At 67.8% G+C, this 17017-nt stretch carries 21 protein-coding genes; 12 read left to right on the top strand and 9 right to left on the bottom strand.

The genetic code is table 11. The features are described from left to right. Positions 1–34: 34 nt before the first annotated feature. From KLI87_RS13640 to KLI87_RS13590, 11 genes are all read left to right on the top strand, one after another. On the top strand, positions 35–1660 hold the full coding sequence (locus KLI87_RS13640) for a sensor histidine kinase (RefSeq protein ID WP_308165995.1): 1626 nt from the start codon (positions 35–37) through the stop codon (positions 1658–1660). Further along, a complete protein-coding gene (locus KLI87_RS13635) occupies positions 1657–2328 on the top strand; it encodes a response regulator (RefSeq protein WP_156216046.1) in 672 nt (223 codons plus the stop codon). Before KLI87_RS13640 ends, KLI87_RS13635 begins: the two co-directional genes overlap by 4 nt. 61 nt (positions 2329–2389) lie before the next feature. Next, positions 2390–2554, top strand: coding sequence for a hypothetical protein (locus tag KLI87_RS13630; protein WP_156216047.1), 165 nt, complete (start codon positions 2390–2392; stop codon positions 2552–2554). 145 nt (positions 2555–2699) lie between these two features. Then, positions 2700–3170: an Asp23/Gls24 family envelope stress response protein gene (locus KLI87_RS13625; RefSeq protein WP_156216048.1), complete on the top strand. Its 471-nt coding sequence runs from the start codon at positions 2700–2702 to the stop codon at positions 3168–3170. After that, positions 3167–3448, top strand: a complete 282-nt coding sequence (locus KLI87_RS13620) for a hypothetical protein (RefSeq protein WP_214617199.1) — start codon at positions 3167–3169, stop codon at positions 3446–3448. The genes KLI87_RS13625 and KLI87_RS13620 overlap by 4 nt, the downstream gene beginning before the upstream one ends. A 5-nt stretch (positions 3449–3453) precedes the next feature. Beyond that, positions 3454–3651: a hypothetical protein gene (locus tag KLI87_RS13615; RefSeq protein ID WP_156216050.1), complete on the top strand. Its 198-nt coding sequence runs from the start codon at positions 3454–3456 to the stop codon at positions 3649–3651. Continuing rightward, entirely contained in the window at positions 3648–4019 is a 372-nt protein-coding gene (locus KLI87_RS13610; RefSeq protein ID WP_214617198.1) for an Asp23/Gls24 family envelope stress response protein, read from the top strand. The genes KLI87_RS13615 and KLI87_RS13610 overlap by 4 nt, the downstream gene beginning before the upstream one ends. Then, entirely contained in the window at positions 4016–4582 is a 567-nt protein-coding gene (locus KLI87_RS13605; protein WP_214617197.1) for a DUF6286 domain-containing protein, read from the top strand. Before KLI87_RS13610 ends, KLI87_RS13605 begins: the two co-directional genes overlap by 4 nt. Next, the gene (gene amaP, locus KLI87_RS13600) at positions 4582–5148 is read left to right on the top strand and encodes an alkaline shock response membrane anchor protein AmaP (protein ID WP_156216053.1); all 567 of its coding nucleotides are present in this window, start codon (positions 4582–4584) and stop codon (positions 5146–5148) included. Before KLI87_RS13605 ends, amaP begins: the two co-directional genes overlap by 1 nt. A gap of 568 nt (positions 5149–5716) precedes the next feature. After that, positions 5717–5965: a hypothetical protein gene (locus KLI87_RS13595; protein WP_214617196.1), complete on the top strand. Its 249-nt coding sequence runs from the start codon at positions 5717–5719 to the stop codon at positions 5963–5965. A 185-nt stretch (positions 5966–6150) separates the two neighbouring features. Further along, positions 6151–6597, top strand: a complete 447-nt coding sequence (locus KLI87_RS13590; RefSeq protein ID WP_156216055.1) for a helix-turn-helix domain-containing protein — start codon at positions 6151–6153, stop codon at positions 6595–6597. A gap of 160 nt (positions 6598–6757) precedes the next feature. Here the strand turns inward: KLI87_RS13590 and KLI87_RS13585 are convergent, their stop codons facing one another. Then, complete coding sequence (locus KLI87_RS13585) at positions 6758–7960, bottom strand: tyrosine-type recombinase/integrase (protein WP_214617195.1); 1203 nt, start codon at positions 7958–7960, stop codon at positions 6758–6760. 289 nt (positions 7961–8249) lie between these two features. Between KLI87_RS13585 and KLI87_RS13580 the strand changes: the two genes are divergently transcribed. Next, complete coding sequence (locus tag KLI87_RS13580) at positions 8250–9743, top strand: hypothetical protein (protein WP_214617194.1); 1494 nt, start codon at positions 8250–8252, stop codon at positions 9741–9743. An 88-nt stretch (positions 9744–9831) separates the two neighbouring features. On the opposite strand, the gene KLI87_RS41870 is transcribed toward KLI87_RS13580, so the two are convergent. The 8 genes from KLI87_RS41870 to gcvT form a co-directional block, all read right to left on the bottom strand. Beyond that, complete coding sequence (locus KLI87_RS41870) at positions 9832–10014, bottom strand: DUF397 domain-containing protein (protein WP_214617193.1); 183 nt, start codon at positions 10012–10014, stop codon at positions 9832–9834. 270 nt (positions 10015–10284) lie between these two features. Continuing rightward, entirely contained in the window at positions 10285–10566 is a 282-nt protein-coding gene (locus KLI87_RS13570; RefSeq protein ID WP_214617192.1) for a hypothetical protein, read from the bottom strand. 34 nt (positions 10567–10600) lie between these two features. Next, a complete protein-coding gene (locus KLI87_RS13565; protein ID WP_214617191.1) occupies positions 10601–11455 on the bottom strand; it encodes a helix-turn-helix transcriptional regulator in 855 nt (284 codons plus the stop codon). A 2-nt stretch (positions 11456–11457) separates the two neighbouring features. After that, complete coding sequence (locus tag KLI87_RS13560) at positions 11458–11973, bottom strand: DUF6879 family protein (protein WP_242903935.1); 516 nt, start codon at positions 11971–11973, stop codon at positions 11458–11460. A 656-nt stretch (positions 11974–12629) separates the two neighbouring features. Then, on the bottom strand, positions 12630–14003 hold the full coding sequence (locus tag KLI87_RS13550) for an L-serine ammonia-lyase (RefSeq protein ID WP_156216056.1): 1374 nt from the start codon (positions 14001–14003) through the stop codon (positions 12630–12632). A 55-nt stretch (positions 14004–14058) separates the two neighbouring features. Continuing rightward, entirely contained in the window at positions 14059–15330 is a 1272-nt protein-coding gene (gene glyA, locus KLI87_RS13545) for a serine hydroxymethyltransferase (protein ID WP_214617189.1), read from the bottom strand. A gap of 2 nt (positions 15331–15332) precedes the next feature. Then, entirely contained in the window at positions 15333–15737 is a 405-nt protein-coding gene (gcvH, locus tag KLI87_RS13540) for a glycine cleavage system protein GcvH (RefSeq protein WP_214617188.1), read from the bottom strand. A gap of 20 nt (positions 15738–15757) precedes the next feature. Beyond that, the gene (gene gcvT, locus KLI87_RS13535; protein ID WP_156216058.1) at positions 15758–16861 is read right to left on the bottom strand and encodes a glycine cleavage system aminomethyltransferase GcvT; all 1104 of its coding nucleotides are present in this window, start codon (positions 16859–16861) and stop codon (positions 15758–15760) included. Positions 16862–17017 lie beyond the last annotated feature (156 nt).

Raw genomic sequence — 17017 nt, 5'->3', positions numbered from 1 at the left:
CGCCGGCCCGCGACCCCGAGGACGACGAGGACCCGTGACCCCCCGAACCAGTGAGAGCCCCGCCCGGCCGTGGTGGCGCGCCCCGAGCCGGTGGAGCATGGCGCGGCAGCTCCTCGTCCTCCAGGCGGCGCTCGTCGGGCTGCTGGTGGTGGTGGGCGCGACGCTCGCCTTCCTGGACGCGCGCCGAGCCGTCGACGACGGCGCCACCGGGACGGTGACGGCGGTCGCGGCGAGCATCGCGGCCGCGCCGGACGTGCGCGCCGCCCTCGCCGCCCCCGACCCGAGCCGCGTGCTCCAGCCCTACGCCGAGCGCGTCCGGCACGACACCGGGGTGGACTTCATCACGATCATGAGCCCGGCCGGGATCCGCTACACCCACCCCGACCCGGCGCGGATCGGGCAGCGCTTCATCGGCAACACCGCGCCCGCGCTGGCCGGACGGCCCTTCACCGAGACCTACACCGGCACGCTCGGGCCGTCCGTCCGCACGGTCGTGCCGGTCTTCGGGGACGGGCACCGCGTCGTGGCGCTGGTCGCGGCGGGCATCACGGTCCGGGCGATCTCCGCCGAGCTGCGCGGGCGGCTGGCCTCGCTGGTCGCGGTCGCCGCGGCGGTGCTGGCGGCGGGCGTGGCGGGCAGCTCGCTGGTGGCCGCGCGGCTGCGCCGCCAGACCCGGGGCGTGGCGCCCGGCGAGCTGCGCGAGATGTTCGAGTACCACGAGGCGATCCTGCACGCGGTCCGCGAGGGGCTGCTGCTGCTCGACCGCGCCGGACGGGTCGTGCTGTGCAACGACGCGGCCCGGGAGCTGCTCGGCCTCGCCGCCGACCCGCGCGGGCGCCCCGCCGCCGAGCTCGGCCTGCCGGACGAGCTGGCCGCCGCGCTCGCCTCCGCCGACCCGAGGGCGGACGAGATCCACATCGGCGACACCCGCGTGCTGGTGGTCAACACCGCGCCCGTCCGCTCGCGGGACCGCGCGATGGGCAACGTGGTCACGTTGCGCGACCACACCGAGCTGCAGGCGCTCACCGGCGAGCTGGACTCGGTCCGCGGGTTCGCCGAGTCGCTGCGCTCGCAGGCGCACGAGGCCGCCAACCGGCTGCACGCCGTGGTGTCGCTGGTGGAGCTCGGCCGCCCCGACCAGGCCGTCGCGTTCGCCACCGCCGAGCTGGAGAGCGCGCAGCGGCTCACCGACCGGGTCGTCGGCTCGGTGAGCGAGCCGGTGCTGGCCGCGCTGCTGCTCGGCAAGTCCGCCGAGGCGGCCGAGCGGGGCGTCGACCTCGTCGTCTCCGAGGACACGGCGGTCGAGGGCGGCGTCCCGGCCCGCGACCTGGTCACGATCCTCGGCAACCTCATCGACAACGCGGTGGACGCCGCGATCGAGGGCGCGGCGCGGCGCCCGCCCCGCGTCACGGTCAGCGCCCGCGCGCAGGACGGCGACCTCGTGCTCGTGGTCGCCGACAGCGGGCCCGGCGTGGACCCGCGCACGGTCCCGGACATGTTCCGGCGCGGCTGGACGACCAAGTCCTCCGGCGGGCCGGCCGGGCACGGCCTCGGGCTCGCGCTGGTCGGGCAGGCCGTCCGGCGCGGCGGCGGCGAGATCACGGTCGGCGGGGGGCCGGGCGCGGTGTTCACCGTCCGGCTGCCGCTGGACGCGCGATGATCAGGGTCCTGGTCGTCGAGGACGACCCGGTCGCCGCCGAGGCGCACCGCGACTACGTCGAGCGGGTCGCCGGGTTCACGGTCGCCGGGGTCGTGCACTCCGGCGCGGACGCGCTGCGGTTCTGCGAGCGGGCCGGGGTCGACGTCGTCCTGCTCGACTTCTACCTGCCCGACACCCACGGGCTGACGGTCTGCCGGGCGCTGCGCGCGGCGGGCCGGGACGTGGACGTGATCGCCGTGACCTCCGCCCGGGACCTCGCGGTGATCCGCTCCGCCGTCGCGGTCGGCGTCGTCCAGTACCTGCTCAAGCCGTTCACGTTCGCCTCGCTGCGCGACAAGCTCGACCGGTACGCGCGGTTCCGGGAGCAGGCCGCGCGGGCCGGGGAGGTCAGCGGGCAGGCCGACGTGGACGGGATGCTCGCCACGCTGCGCGCCCCCGGCCACCGCTCGCTGCCGAAGGGGATGAGCGCCGAGACGCTCCAGTCGGTCACCGAGGCGCTCGCCGGCGCGCCGGAGGGGCTGTCGGCGGCCGCCGCCGCGAGCCTCACCGGCGTCTCCCGTGTCACCGCCCGGCGCTACCTCGAATACCTCGCGGAGAGCGGACTGGCACGCCGCCGTCCCCACTACGGGCAGGTCGGACGGCCCGAGGTCCGCTTCTACCCCGGGTAGAGCGGCACGTCACGGGGTAGTTACGGAGCGAACGATTCGTCAGTGACACGGGGGAGTTGTCGTGAACGACAAGGCGGACCGCGAGACGGAACGGGCTCAGGAGAGACCGGAGCGCGAGGAGCCGCGCGGGGACCGGCGTGAGGGTCCCACCGGTAAGGGCGCCCGCGACGACAAGAGGAAGCTGAGCGACGCCGCCAGGAAGATGCGGGCGATGTTCGAGAAGTAGGGCGCTCGGGGGCCCGGCCGCAGGCGGGACGCGGCGGCCGGGCCCTGGCGAAGCAGCGCCGACCGCCCTGTCCGGCACCCTGCCGACCGCGCCGGGCAAAGCCGCGTTGACCTGCGCGAGAGTTTCGCTTTCACCCCCTGTGAGCATGAACGGCGCAATAGGGACGCATCGGGGGGATGTCGTGAGTCAGGACACAGCGGTCGGACAGCAGCACGGCGGGTCGGGGGAGCTGGTGACCTCGGGCGGCCGCACCCGGATCGCCGACGACGTCGTCGCGAAGATCGCGGGCATGGCGGCGGGCGAGGTCGGCGGCGTCCACGCGATGGGTTCGACCGGGGCCCTGGACAACGTCCGCGACCGCCTTCCCGGCGGCTCGCCCAACCGGGGCGTGTCGGTGCAGGTCGGCGAGCGGCAGGCCGCCGTCGACCTCGAACTCGTCGTGGACTACGGGGTCTCGATCCCCGAACTGGCGGGCACCGTCCGCTCCAACGTCATCGGCGAGGTCGAGCACATGTGCGGGCTGGAGGTCGTCGAGGTCAACATCGCCGTCGAGGACGTCCACGTCCCCGGCGACGACGTGCACGACGACGACCAGGGGGAGCCCCGGGTCCGATGACCGGACCCGCGCATGCCGAGGAGGCCGAACGCATCGCCGAGGCCGCGCTGGCGTGCCCGGACGTCCCCGCCCTCACGGCGGGCCCGCACGCCCGCATCGTGACCTACCGCGTCGGCCTCCCCCTTCCCGGCGTGGCCGTCCACCCCGACCGGATCGAGGTCGGGATCGTCGCCCGCCGCGCCCGCCCCTTCGCCGAGACGGCCGAGGACGTCCGCCGGCGGCTGCGCCCCCTCGCCCGAGACCTTCCGATCGACATCATGATCGGCGACGTGGAGTGATCGCCATGCGACCTGTCTGGCCCCTGGTGGGGCTCACCTTCGGCACCGCCCTCGGCTTCGCGGGGGCCTTCGGCGGCTTCGGCGCGTTCTTCATCGTGCTGTTCCTCGGCGCCCTCGGCTTCCTCGCCGGACGCGCGATCGAGGGCGACCTGGACCTCGGCCGGCTGTTCTCGTCCTTCAACGAGGGCCGGCGTCCGCGATGACGGTGACCGCGCCGCCGCATCAGGCCGTCCGGTCGCGGGGCACGACCCGGATCAGCGACCGCGCCGTCGAGCGGATCGTCGCGCGGGTGCTGGACGAGGCGGGCGACTCCGACGCGATGACCAGGACGATGCTCGGCGTGCCGCTGCGCGGGCGGCGCGGCTCGCGCACCGACGTCCGGGTGGACGCCGAGATCGTCACCATCCGGACGGCGATCTCGGTGGCCTACCCGCGCCCGGTGCGGGAGGTCGCCCGGCGCGTCCGGGAGAGCGTGCGCGGACGGGTGGAGGAGCTGACGGGCCTCAGCGTCCGGCAGGTGGACATCGAGGTCGCCGAACTGGAGCGGCCCACGGGCAGGGCACTGGCATGAGGACGCCCGCCGACCGGGCCGCCCGGCACGCGTTCCGCTCGCGCCGCGTCTGGCCCGGCCTGATCGCGGCGCTGCTGCTCACCGCCGCCGCGGCGATCACCGCCGTGGAGGTCATCTCCGCCTGGGCGGGGCACCCCGCGCACATCGTCGCCTACGGGCGCGTCCGGGACTGGGCCGAGGACACGGCCTGGAAGGACTGGCAGGCCCTCGCCGCCGCGAGCGGCCTGACGCTGCTCGGACTGCTCTTCCTGGGAGCCGGGCTGCTGCCGGGCAGGTCTCGCCTCGTCCCGCTGCACGGGGACGACCCGGACCTGCTGGTGGGCGTGACCAGGCGCGGGCTGAAGGACGCCGTCGCGGCGGCGGCGGGGGACGCGCCGGGCGTGTCCGGCGTGCGGCGGGTCCGGCTGCGGCCGCGGCGCGTCAAGGTGGTCGCGGTGACGCCCGTCCGCGACTCGGCGGACCTGGACGAGCGGGTCGGCGCGGCCGTCGGCGACCGGCTCGGCCGCCTCCGTCCGCTGCCGGACCGGTCGGTGTCGGTGCGGCTCAAGCACCGGGAGGTGTGATGGACCGCCGCCCGGCCCACCTCAACCGTACCGGCCTCGTCCTGCTCGGGCTGGTCCTCACGCTGCTGGGCGCCGCGGCGCTCGCCCGCGGGCTCGGCCTGTTCGGGGACGACCGCGCGTCCGCGCCGCTCCTGTCCGGCCAGGTCCACCGCTACGTCGACGACCACTCCTGGTTCTGGCCCGCGGTGACGGCGGCGGCGATCGTCCTGGCGCTGCTGGGCCTGGCGTGGCTGCTGGCGCAGGGCCGCTCCGCGAAGCTGGCGGCCCTCTCCCTGGAACCGGACGGCGCGGGCGGCACGACCCGGCTCCCGGCCAAGGCCGTGACCGAGGCGCTGGAATCGGAGATCGAGGACTATCCGGGCGTCCGGAGCGCCCGCGCACGGCTGCTCGGCACCTCGCGCCACCCGGAGCTGCGGCTGAAGGTGGCCTACAGCGGGCGCGCCGACCTGCCGGACCTCCGCCGCCGCATCGCCGACGAGGCGCTCCGCCGGCTGTGCACGGCGCTCGAACGCGACCGGGTCCGGGCGACCGTGCGGCTCCGCCTCGTCCCGGGCGACCGTCTCTGACGTTTGACGACGGTTTTGGTGGCGATTGAAGGCATATTTCGGGGTGCATGACTAATATGTGAAGTGTCCGTGTTGTCGAGGGCAAGGGAGGCAGAGTTGGCCGAGCATCAGCACCGGGCGGCTCCGCTGTGGGGCCCGTCGACGCATGGAGGGAACTGACGGACCACGGCATGGGCCCCTTCCGTAGAGTGGCCCGATGGCCCGGGGCCGCGACACGAAGCCGCGGCCCCGGGTTTTTCTGTGTATCCACTGGTAGACGCCAGGATGGCGGCGCCGTGATGCCGAGCCGGAAAAGAATCGGCAACGCATCAAGAAATGTGTTCACCGGCGAAATCCGGCACCTCTCGCCCCCCGGCGAACTGCTCGATACCGAAGCGGCGGGCCCCCGGGCGGAACGAGGGGCGCGAAACCTAGTGCAATGCCGCCGCCGCCGTGGCCGATTCAGGTCCGAAATCGGGCCACGGCCACCTAACCGAGAGACAGCAGGCGGTCACTCCCAAGTCACTTTCAGTGATACTTCATGGGGCAGTAGCGTCAGGTGTCCCACCAATTACAAGGAGTGATTGACATGAAGCGCCGTGTCTCGATCGTCGTAGGCGGACTGGCCAGCGCCGCCCTGCTCTCCCTCGCCCCCGCCACCGCGGCCTCGGCCGACGGCCCCCACGACTCGGGCAACATCGAGTCCAACGGCAACAGCGCCGTGAACATCCCGGTCGGCCTGTGCGGCTCGAACATCCCCGTCCTCTCGATTCCGGTCCCCGTCCTCAACGGCGGCAACCAGAACGTCGGGCAGTGCATCTCCCAGGGCATCGAGTAGTCAGGGACGCGTGACCCGGCCCGCGAGGTCGATCGGCATGACGGAGAACGAGGACGCCCGAGCGGCGGCGCCCCCGTCCGACGTGCTGGTCCCTCGCGGGCCGTCGCCGTATGGAGGCCACCCCCGGCCGGGCTCCGCTCGCGCGCCGGACGAGGCCGTCAGCGGCGGCGGTTAGGCTTCCCGGTATGCCGAGGGACGCCGAACCGCGCGACTGCTCCATCGCCGACACCCTGGACCTGGTCGGCGAACGCTGGAGCCTGCTCGCCATCCGCGAGCTCAGCTACGGGGTGCGCCGGTTCGACCAGATCGTCCACAACACGGGCGCGTCCCGCGACATCCTGACGGCCCGGCTGCGCAAGCTGGAGTCGGGCGGCGTCATCCGCCGCGAGCGCTACAGCGACCACCCGGTCCGCCACGAGTACCACCTGACCCCGGCGGGCGCCGAGCTGTGCGACGTCCTGCTCGTCCTGATGCGCTGGGGCGACCGCCACCTGAACGCCGACGACCCGCCCGTCCGCTGGCAGCACTCCTGCGGCCACCCGGTGGCCCCCCGCGTGATCTGCGCCCACTGCGGCGACGACGCCCGCACCGGCACCCACTCCCCGACCGGCCGAGGCATCCGCACGCCTTGACGCCGGGGCTCGGGGTCAGCACTCGATGACGTTGACGGCGAGGCCGCCGCGCGAGGTCTCCTTGTACTTGTCCAGCAAGGACATGGTGATCAAGGGAACCCCAGGTAGACAGGGGTTCCCTGCCTAGAGACAGTCCCGTGGGGAAGCCCACGGGAAACCTTCAGCCATCCAGCCGTGCGAACCGGGCGTTGACCCGGTTCCTGAGACGAGGATCATCGTTGTCCCAGTGATCCCCGTACTCGTTGAGGGTGACCGTGATCGCTGAGTGGTTGAGGGCGGCCTTGACCTCAGCGGGGGAGGCCCCATCCTCGATGAGACCGACAGCGAAGGCATGCCGTAGGCGGTGAGGCCCGTTGCCCTTACGAGGCCATGCCAGAGCATCCAGCGTCCGGTACCAGGGATCTTGAAAGAGCTGCTCGTAGAGGACGAGACCGGTCTTGGAGACCGTGACCATCTCCACCTCTTCGGGTTCGTGCTCGTCGTGCTCCCACTCCACAACCATCCGCTTCGCGTGCTTCCGATGCGCGCAAAGTGCCTTGACGGTCACGGGTGGCAGTAGGGCCGTGAAAGGACGAAGTGATTCGCCCCTCTCTCCCTTCAGGGAGCAGAACCTACCGTCTTGTACCTGACGATCGACGTACGCTGTTCCGGCTTCCAGATCAATCCGGTCCCAGGTGAGAGCGAAGGCTTCGCCGCAACGCATACCTGTCGTGGCCAGGACGAGAGTCAGGGGCTTGAACCATTCGTCAATTGTCTTGACGATTAGATCAGTCTCGGCGTCCTTGAATGGGCGGTTCTTGCTCTTGCGTCGGCGCGGCAGCTTGATTCCGTTGGCCTTGCCTACGGGGACTTTGTCGAGTGCACCGTCACGCTCTGCCTGGTGAAACAGTGCTGAGATAGCGAGCATAATTGTACGAACGGTCCCCGGTGCGCGCTGGCTCTCTAGCCAGATAATGAACTCCTGAACGTCCGAAGGAGTGATTTCATGCACCCACTTCCCACGGAAGTACGGGATGAAGTACTTGCGTACGGAGTTCGTGTAGTTCCGGGCTGTGTTGACCTTGCGCTTGGCCTGAAGGCCGAGCCACCGTTCGCCGTAGTCTTCTGCCTTGGCCCGCTTGGCGTCCTTGACTGCCTGAGCTGCTACCGCCTCTTGATTGCGAAGATAGTCAGGGTCATTGATCTCCCGATCCTTCGCCTTCATGTTACTTTCGCATATCGTCTTCGTAGTGAAAGTTCCACCTGAGAGAAGACGAGGCTTGCCGCTCTTGGTGGCGGTCTCGGAGCCTGGTTCCTCGTATTTGAAGAACCACTTGCCGTTGCGCTTATACGGACCGAAGGTGTTGTAGTTCTTCTTCGGCAAGAGACGTTCCTTCCAGAAGAACGTCTCCCCGTTTCCCTATCGACTTGTCAAGAAGCAGCGCCCCGGTTGGGGGAGCTTCATCGTAGCGGCATGATCCTCCTCAACCAAGCCCTGATCTATGAGGCGCTCCCTGCCCTCCTGAGGCGCTCAGCGCCCCGTAGAGACCGTTTCAGGCACCCGGGGTAGTCAGGTAGCCTCCTGCGCAGGCAGCAGCCCTCATGCCCCCTGAAGCCCTAGCTTGACCACCCTGTCTAGATCGGGCCTCATCCACCCCCACTAGAGGTGACACATGCAGAATCACGAAGACGTCTTGGCCCTTGCTCGGGCAGTCGTCAAGCACGGAGGCAAGGCTCTACTCGTTAATGAGGACAACTCGCCTGGAGGGTGGGTCTCCATCGAGGAGGCTGTCAGGAGCGGCAAAGCCTTCGCGGTCGAGCCTAAGCCGGGGCTGATTGCCTTTGATTTGGACTCCCCCGAGCTTGTCGCTAAGGGGGTGATGATCAAGGAGTGGGCGGAGAAGTATCTCGAAGCTCAAACGGTTCTCGTGGCCTCGGGAAGAATTGGGCACAGGCATCTATGGGTTCGCCTTCCGGCAGGGATCACGGAAGAAGAATTTAAAGACCTTCTCCATCAAAACTACGAATTTCCGAAGCATAACTTTCGTCACTCGCAGGCCACAAGGCCGCCCCTTTCTCCGCACAGGGAAGGGCTTTCTGTATCACTAGAAGATCCGACCAGTGTCGCCGAAGCTCTAAACAGACTAGGGCCGACCGACGGCCCCGGAAAGGCACACCTGCCGAAGCAGCTCAAAGGCAAGTGGGCAAGACTGCTTCGGGACGGAGACACGGCCAATGAATACGATGGCCGCCATAATGTTGAGGCGGCTATAGCGTCCGCAGCCTATCTCGCTGGACTCTCCAAAGAGTGGTTCATCGGCGAAATGATGAACTCTCAAAACCAAGGGGCGGCGAAGACGCAGGAGATTGTAGCAAAGCAGGGACAGGCAGCGGGAATCGAATATTCCGGCAGGACATATGACAATGCAGTCGAATGGGTTACTGCTAACAACGTCACACTCGGTTTCGATCACGAGGTCTTCCGTGAGAAGCTCGGCAACTATCGGAGAGTTGCTGAACAAGCTAACTTCCAACGGGCGACAGACCGAGATGTACTGCTGGCTCTCATCAGACACGGTGAGAAGCACTCCTCGTACTCGCCTATGGCGAGTGTGAGAGACCTGTCTATCGAATCAGGTAGAGCTATCGGCACTGTGAGTGCCGCTCTAGACAGACTGGTTACTCAAGGCTGGCTCACAAGAGGTGAGCCAGTAGTGAAGACTTACACCTACATCTTCAATCTTGAAATGGTTGACAAAACTAATACATACTCAATTCAAGGGGGGACAGAGAGAGTATGTACTAGAAATGTCACACATCCTCTGTTCACGTCCACCAAGGGCCTAGCTGGCAGAGCGGCTGAGGTGTGGGCGAAGGTGCCGTCGGTCTACCTGTCAATGAGCGAGGTCACGCGGTTGACGGGTCTGCCAGCGCAGCAGGCGCGCAGAGCCATGAAGCGCCTTGAAGCGTTCGGCCTTGCCGAGGTTGAGAAGGGGACAGGGCCTAAGGGAGGCGACCGGTACCGATGTCTGGATGCGAGCACGGAGGAACTCGACCTCTTGGCCGATGAGCTGAACCTTCATGAGGAACGATGGCTCAAAGGGGAGCAAGTCAAACGCCAGAGAGAGGCATGGGCGGAGATACAGAACCGTCCTGAGATCTCCTAGACCGAACGGGACTGCCCGGCCCGAGTGGCTTCCTCAGGCCGGGCCTCTCTCCGGCTCTCTGGTGCCTGCTGAGAGCCTCACGGAGCTACTAGAGCCTTCCGGCTCTCCACTCACCTACCAGCCGTCGCCAGTGCTTCTGGCTGATCCATAGGACCGGCCCGTCCGGGACTGTCGAATCACGCACGGCCACGCGGCCCGAGCCGCTGGCCACTTCAACGCATCCATCTTGATTCAGTGCCTCACAACGCTTGGCCTTCTTGAACTTGAGCATCTTGTTCCCTCCTCTCACTCGGGAGTAACGGGCATGAGCAGGCATAGGCCACGTAGAAAGTCGTGTCTATGCGGTAAGAGCAGTAACCGCGATCTATAGCTCTGACTGCATCTGCATAACGACGGTCGCCAGTAGTGCGCCCGTCGAACACAAGGAGATCTCTAACAGCTCTCAGAGCCGTATCCCGTTCATGCCGTTCAGGGAAGAACTGATACTTCCCGAGGCGAGATGTGCTCACGTGCCAATGGTCGGCCGTGCCAGGGAAGGCGCTCATTTGCGCCCAGCGGGCTTAGGAGAAAGCAGGAACGAAAGCCGTTCGCCAGCAGAGGCAACGAGCCTCACAGGGCAGATGACAGCTCCCCAGGAGTACAAGAAGCAGGGTTCGCCGCCGTAGGGGCCGACCGTGACGTTCTCCGCGAGCTGGCCAGCATCCATGTTGACCACTCGAAGGAACATGGGCCGATCTCGCGGCTGAATTATCTTCGCCGTGAGTCCACGGCTAGTAACGTCTTCCCTTAGCGCTTCGAGCCTATCCAGAGCAGTGTCGGTCATGCTTCCCAGATTGAGCCTGGACAGATGTCAACTGCTACGAAGTTGCTCGAAGTTGCTCTATCTCTTCTCGGCGCTGATCAATCAGCTCCCTTGCTTTGTCGCCATAGACGGCTTGCGACTGCAAGGTCTGAAAGGTCCGAACCATGAATGCAACGTCCTGAGGTTCTACGGTGCGAATGCGCCCTGCATAGGTTGAAGTGCGGGCCATCGAATCATCGAAGATGTAGAACCCCTCACCGGGGAAGATTCTTCGAATCGCATGCGGCGGGATGATCCCAAAGGACACACTTGGGAGGCGAGTCACCGTGTCGAGGAAATCTAGCTGCTCAAGCATCGTTTCGACACTGCCCATTATCGCAGTCAGCGCGCCATGCTCGATGACGAAAGAGTACCGGTGTTCGGAAGAGTAGAGCAAGGATTGACGTTCAAGTCTCGCTTCAACGGCGGCATTGATGTCGTCAGCCAGACCGAACATTGAGGCGTTTACCTCCATCACCGCCCGGACATACGATGGACTCTGCAAGATGCCGGGGGGGCATATCGACTCATAGGCTCTAAGTAGTCTCGTAGCCTTGTAGAGCGGCGTACCTTTTGCCTGTAGCCGTTTCTGTCCGCCTTTAAGCGAGTTACGATGCAACTCCCACATCTGGGCAATGTCGCGGACTGTCGCTATCAGCTCCGGTATCTGCTCCTCAGCATGGCAGGCAATACACCAAGCTCTGATGTCATCCTCAGAGGGGTTCTGTCGGCCGTGCTCAATCTTGCTGACTTTGGCAAAGTGCCAATTGTTGAGCGCAGCAAGTTGCCTGCCCGTGAGCCTGGCGTCCTTGCGGATATTTCTGAGCCTGCCACCGAATGACGCTCTCGCGGCGTGAGCCTGCTCTGTCACTGTTAAACGGGCTTGTACTCGGCGTGCTGAACTGACACAGCCCAAACGGATTCAAAGGCGTTGCGGCAGAACTTAACAACTTCCGTATCCGTGTATAGCTGTCGCTCGATGACGTTACCATCACCGCCAAAGACTCCGAAAACGACAGCGTCGTTATCGAAGAGCCAGAAGTCATTGCCCGGTAGCGGGATGGTTGACACGAGACGGCGAGGAACCCAACGTATATCTTCACCGGCATCAAGGTTCGGCTGAGTGATGCTGTATGCCCACTTCTGATAGTCCGTAAGGGGCTCCGAGACCACGCACGCACGCCGGTAGCGCTTCCCCTGTGCGATACCGCTTCGCACTCGATCACACCATGGCCTGAGCCATTCAAGGCTGTCCGGCTCACCGGCCTTCCAGCGCTCGACCTTTTCAAGATCTCCTGTATCGTAGAAGTCTCTCAACTCCAAGTGCAGGGCTTCCTGCTCGAAGGACTCGAAGAGCTTCTTACGGTCTTGTGCGGTAATCAGCTTCACAGCTCACCCTCCATGTACTTCTTGGCCAGTAGCCGCACCAGTCCATCGGGAATTTCAAGATACGTTTCGTTATCCGCAAGGTTCCTCAGTTGATCGCGGACTTTGGGATCGGCCATGCTCCACCCTTGAACAACCCACGTCCCTTGGTCCGTCCGGTAGAACGCCGGACAATCATCATCAGTACGGGAAGCGGGATCTTTGCATACGAAGGTAAGAGGCATGACGGCTCTCCCTGTGGTGGTTGCTTGAGGTTGCTCGGTCCAAGCGTCCAAGCCTGCTGCGAGGTTCGTCAAGGGCGTTGCTCGGTGTTGCTTAACTTGGCCGAGCAGGAGGGGCGCCGTTTCTCATGAGTTGTGGTGGGGTTCCTTCCTTGGCGGAGTCCCAGACTCGTACCAGGTCAAAGCGCCCTGCCCCGGGCGGGGCCTGACAGTTGAGCGATCATTCATTACCCCAGGGAGTACACGTGTGATGAGTCGTTTGTCCGTTGTGTGGTCATGGTCCTCTGAGAGGGCATGAGAAAACCCCGCACGGTCATTGCCGTGCGGGGCCCTGGTCACCTACTTCCCGGGAAGCCACGGGGAAACGAGGAGACGTGATGCGGGTTGGGTGGGTTGTGCGTGTTGGTCGGTTCGGGCCTGAAGGCCCTGGTCAGAGGGTCAGCATTCGATGACGTTGACGGCGAGGCCGCCGCGCGAGGTCTCCTTGTACTTGTCCAACATGTCGCGGCCGGTGTCGCGCATGGTGCGGATGGCCTTGTCGAGGGAGACGAAGTGGCGGCCGTCGCCGCGCAGGGAGATGCGGGCGGCGCTGATGGCCTTGATGGCGCCGACGGCGTTGCGTTCGATGCAGGGGACCTGGACGAGGCCGCCGACCGGGTCGCAGGTGAGGCCGAGGTTGTGCTCGATGCCGATCTCGGCGGCGTTCTCGACCTGCTCGGGGGTGCCGCCGAGGACCTCGGTGAGGCCGGCGGCGGCCATCGAGCAGGCGGAGCCGACCTCGCCCTGGCAGCCGACCTCGGCGCCGGAGATGGAGGCGTTCTGCTTGAACAGGACGCCGATCGCGCCGGCGGTCAGCAGGAAGCGGACGACGCCCTCGTCGTCGCGTCCGGGGACGAAGCGGTCGTAGTAGTGCAGGACGGCCGGGATGATGCCCGCCGCGCCGTTGGTGGGGGCGGTGACGATCCGTCCGCCGGCGGCGTTCTCCTCGTTCACGGCGAGGGCGAAGAGGGTGACCCAGTCCATGGCGTGCAGGGGGTCGGACGGCTTCTCCGCAGAGAGCTGGCGGTGCAGTTGGGGCGCGCGGCGGCGGACCTTGAGCCCGCCGGGGAGCAGGCCCTCGCGGGTGCAGCCCCGGGTGACGCAGGCGCGCATCACGTGCCAGAGCTCCAGCAGGCCCTCGCGGACCTCCTGCGGGGAGCGGCCGAACGCCTTCTCGTTCTCCATCATCAGCGCCGAGATCGACAGGCCCGTCTCGCGGCAGCGTTCGAGGAGTTCGGCGGCGGTGTCGAAGCGGTAGGGCAGGACGGTGTCGTCGGGCTTGATGCGGTCGGCGCCGGTGGCGTTCTCGTCCACGATGAAGCCGCCGCCGACGGAGTAGTAGACCTTGGCGCGCAGTTCGCCGCCCCGCTCGTCGAACGCGGTGAAGCGCATCCCGTTGGGGTGGCCGGGGAGCGACTCCTTGCGCTCGAAGACCAGGTGCTCGCCGACCGCGAACGGGATCTCGTGGTCGTGGAAGAGCGTGATCGTGCCGCGCTCGCGGATGGCGGCGAGGCGGTCGTCGACGGTGTCCACGTCGACCGCCTCGGGTTTGTCGCCCTCCAGGCCGAGGATGACGGCCTTGTCGCTGCCGTGTCCCTTGCCGGTGAGGCCGAGCGACCCGTAGAGGGTCACCTGGACGGACGCGGTCTTCTCCAGCAGCCCGTCGCGGTGCAGGCCGCGGGCGAAGCGGTGCGCCGCCGCCATCGGGCCGCCGGTGTGGGACGAGGAGGGGCCGATTCCTATTTTGAACAGGTCGAAAACGCTGATGGCCATTGCTACCTCTTCGTAGCGCCCCCTCCGCCGCGGGCGGAGGGGGCGGCTGGCGTTTCTAGAGCTCGGGGTACAGGGGGTGCTTGTCCGCGAGGGCCTTCACCCGCGCCGCGAGCGCGGCGAGGTCGGGGGAGGGCTGCAGGGCCAGCGCGATGACGTCGGCGACCTCGGTGAAGTCCGGGGCGGTGAAGCCGCGGGTGGCGAGGGCCGGCGTGCCGATCCGCAGGCCGGAGGTGACCATCGGCGGGCGCGGGTCGTTCGGGACGGCGTTGCGGTTGACGGTGATGCCGATCTCGTGCAGCCGGTCCTCGGCGTCGCGTCCGGTCAGCTCGGAGTCGACCAGGTCGACCAGCACGAGGTGGACGTCGGTGCCGCCGGTCAGCACCTTGACCCCGGCCTTGGCCGAGTCGTCGGCCAGCAGCCGCTCGGCGAGGATCCGGGCGCCCTCCAGCGTCGCCTGCTGGCGGGCGCGGAACCCGTCGGAGGCGGCGAACCTGAGCGCGACCGCCTTGGCCGCGATCACGTGCTCCAGCGGGCCGCCCTGCATGCCCGGGAACACCGCCGAGTTGATCTTCTTGCCGTACTCCTCGCGGGCGAGGATCAGGCCACCGCGCGGGCCGCCGAGCGTCTTGTGCGTGGTGGTCGTGACGATGTCGGCGTGCGGGACGGGCGAGGGGTGCAGCCCCGCCGCGACCAGGCCCGCGAAGTGCGCCATGTCGACCATGAGCAGCGCCCCGACCGAGTCGGCGATCTCCCGGAACCTGGCGAAGTCCAGTTGGCGCGGGTACGCCGACCAGCCCGCGACGATCATCTTCGGACGGTGCTCGGCGGCGAGCGCGGCGACCTCGTCCATGTCGACCAGGCCGTCCTCGGCGCGGACGTGGTAGGGCACCACGTTCAGCACCTTGCCGGAGTAGTTCAGCCGCATCCCGTGGGTGAGGTGCCCGCCGTGCGCGAGGTCGAGGCCGAGGATCGTGTCGCCCTGCTGGAGCAGCGCGAAGTAGACCGCCGTGTTGGCCTGGGCGCCGCTGTGCGGCTGGACGTTGGCGTGCTCGGCGCCGAACAGGGCCTTGGCCCGGTCGATCGCGAGCTGCTCGGTGACGTCGACGTACTCGCAGCCGCCGTAGTAGCGGCGGCCCGGGTAGCCCTCGGCGTACTTGTTGGTCAGGACGGAGCCCTGCGCCTCCAGCACGGAGACCGGCGCGAAGTTCTCCGAGGCGATCATCTCCAGCGTGCCCTGCTGGCGCCGCAGCTCGGCGGCGACGGCCTCGGCGACCTCGGGGTCGGCCGCGGCCAGCGAGTCGTTGAGGCCGAGGGTGTCGGAAGCCACGGTCAGCCCTCCTCGACGAGCTTGTTGTAGTCGGTGGCGTCGAGCAGGTCGCCCGGCTCACCGGAGATGCGGACCTTGAAGATCCAGCCCTCGCCGTAGGGGTCGTCGTTGATGACCTTCGGCTCGTCCACCACGGCGCTGTTGATCGCGGTGATCTCGCCGCTGACCGGGGCGTACAGGTCGCTGACCGACTTGGTCGACTCGACCTCGCCGCAGGGCTCGCCGGCCTCGACGGCGTCGCCCTCGTTCGAGTGGAGCTCCAGGTAGACGATCTCGCCGAGCGCCTCCGCGGCGTGCGCGGTGATCCCGACGGTGACGATGCCGTCCTCGGGCACCTGGCCCGCGGGGTCGAGCCCGGCGACCCACTCGTGTTCTTCGCTGTAGCGGAGCTGCTCCGGAACGCTCACGGTTATTCTCTCTCCAGGTCTCAGGAACGCTTGTAGAACGGCAGGTCGACGACGTCGACCGGCTCGGGCCTGCCGCGGACGTCCACGGCGAGGCCGCTCTCCCCGGCGCCGCCGTCCAGGTAGGCCATGGCGATCGGCCTGCCCAGTGTGGGCGACGGGGCGCCGCTCGTCACGACTCCGCACGGCGTGCCGTCGGACGTGACGACCTGGTACCCCTTGCGGGGCGCGCGACGCCCCCGGGCCACCAACCCGACGAGCCTACGGCCCACGGGCGTCTGTGCCTGCGCCGCCAGCGCGGCCTTCCCGACGAAGTCGGCGGGCTTGTCGAGCTTGACGACGCGGCCGAGGCCCGCCTCGAACGGGCTGGTCTCGGCGGTCAGCTCGTTGCCGTACAGCGGCATGCCCGCCTCCAGCCGGAGCGTGTCGCGCGCCGACAGGCCCGCCGGGACGACGCCCTCGACCTCCGCCAGCTCCCGCCAGAGCGCGACGGCGTCGGCGGAGTCGACGAACAGCTCGAAGCCGTCCTCGCCGGTGTAGCCGGTGCGGGCGACCAGCGCGTCCACGCCCGCGACCTTGGCCGCCAGGATCGCGTAGTACTTCAGCCCGGCCAGCGGCGCGGCCGTGAACCCTTCGAGGATCGCCTGGGAGCGCGGGCCCTGGAGGGCGATCAGCGCGTAGTCGTCGGAGCGGTCCGAGACGGCGGCGTCGAAGCCCGCCGCGCGCTCGACCAGCGCCTCCCGGACGGTCGCGGCGTTGGCGGCGTTCGCGACGACCATCCAGGTCGCCTCCGCCAGCCGGTAGACGATCAGGTCGTCCAGCACGCCGCCGTCGGGGTCGCAGATCATCGTGTAGCGGGCCTTGCCCACCGCCATCGGCGACAGGTTGCCGACCAGAGCGTGGTCGAGCGCGGCGCCCGCGCCCGGCCCGTCCAGGAAGATCTCCCCCATGTGGGACAGGTCGAACAGCCCGGCGCCGGTGCGGACGGCCTGGTGCTCGGCGGTCTCGCTCGCGTAGCGCAGCGGCATCAGGTAGCCCGCGAAGTCGACGAGGTTCGCGCCGAGGTCCTGGTGGACGTCGTGCAGAGGCGTCTTCTTCGCGCTACTCGCGGTCGGTTCGGCGGACATCGGTTCGGCTCCTTCGTCGCGGGCGCGCGTGGTCACATCGTCCCACTCGCGCACCGTGCGTCTCGGTGCCTCCCCCTCTGTCATCGGCGCCTGAGAGCTTCACCCGCTCCGTTCGCTGCGGGCTTTCACCTTCGGCGGGGGACGCGGAGTCCCCGC

It is taken from the genome of Actinomadura sp. NEAU-AAG7, assembly GCF_018603865.1.
Taxonomy (GTDB): Bacteria; Actinomycetota; Actinomycetes; order Streptosporangiales; family Streptosporangiaceae; genus Spirillospora; species Spirillospora litoris.
This window is presented reverse-complemented; position numbering and strand designations above follow the sequence as displayed.

What these genes read in the sequence shown, in the direction of transcription:
- KLI87_RS13625 (WP_156216048.1), top strand. Translation starts at nt 2,700, where the DNA reads ATGAACGGCGCAATAGGGACGCATCGGGGGGATGTCGTGAGTCAGGAC.
- KLI87_RS13635 (WP_156216046.1), top strand. Translation starts at nt 1,657, where the DNA reads ATGATCAGGGTCCTGGTCGTCGAGGACGACCCGGTCGCCGCCGAGGCG.
- KLI87_RS13605 (WP_214617197.1), top strand. Translation starts at nt 4,016, where the DNA reads ATGAGGACGCCCGCCGACCGGGCCGCCCGGCACGCGTTCCGCTCGCGC.
- KLI87_RS13595 (WP_214617196.1), top strand. Translation starts at nt 5,717, where the DNA reads ATGAAGCGCCGTGTCTCGATCGTCGTAGGCGGACTGGCCAGCGCCGCC.
- gcvT (WP_156216058.1), bottom strand. Translation starts at nt 16,861, where the DNA reads ATGTCCGCCGAACCGACCGCGAGTAGCGCGAAGAAGACGCCTCTGCAC.
- KLI87_RS13615 (WP_156216050.1), top strand. Translation starts at nt 3,454, where the DNA reads ATGCGACCTGTCTGGCCCCTGGTGGGGCTCACCTTCGGCACCGCCCTC.
- KLI87_RS41870 (WP_214617193.1), bottom strand. Translation starts at nt 10,014, where the DNA reads ATGCTCAAGTTCAAGAAGGCCAAGCGTTGTGAGGCACTGAATCAAGAT.
- KLI87_RS13570 (WP_214617192.1), bottom strand. Translation starts at nt 10,566, where the DNA reads ATGACCGACACTGCTCTGGATAGGCTCGAAGCGCTAAGGGAAGACGTT.
- KLI87_RS13620 (WP_214617199.1), top strand. Translation starts at nt 3,167, where the DNA reads ATGACCGGACCCGCGCATGCCGAGGAGGCCGAACGCATCGCCGAGGCC.
- KLI87_RS13580 (WP_214617194.1), top strand. Translation starts at nt 8,250, where the DNA reads ATGCAGAATCACGAAGACGTCTTGGCCCTTGCTCGGGCAGTCGTCAAG.
- amaP (WP_156216053.1), top strand. Translation starts at nt 4,582, where the DNA reads ATGGACCGCCGCCCGGCCCACCTCAACCGTACCGGCCTCGTCCTGCTC.
- KLI87_RS13610 (WP_214617198.1), top strand. Translation starts at nt 3,648, where the DNA reads ATGACGGTGACCGCGCCGCCGCATCAGGCCGTCCGGTCGCGGGGCACG.
- KLI87_RS13590 (WP_156216055.1), top strand. Translation starts at nt 6,151, where the DNA reads ATGCCGAGGGACGCCGAACCGCGCGACTGCTCCATCGCCGACACCCTG.
- KLI87_RS13550 (WP_156216056.1), bottom strand. Translation starts at nt 14,003, where the DNA reads ATGGCCATCAGCGTTTTCGACCTGTTCAAAATAGGAATCGGCCCCTCC.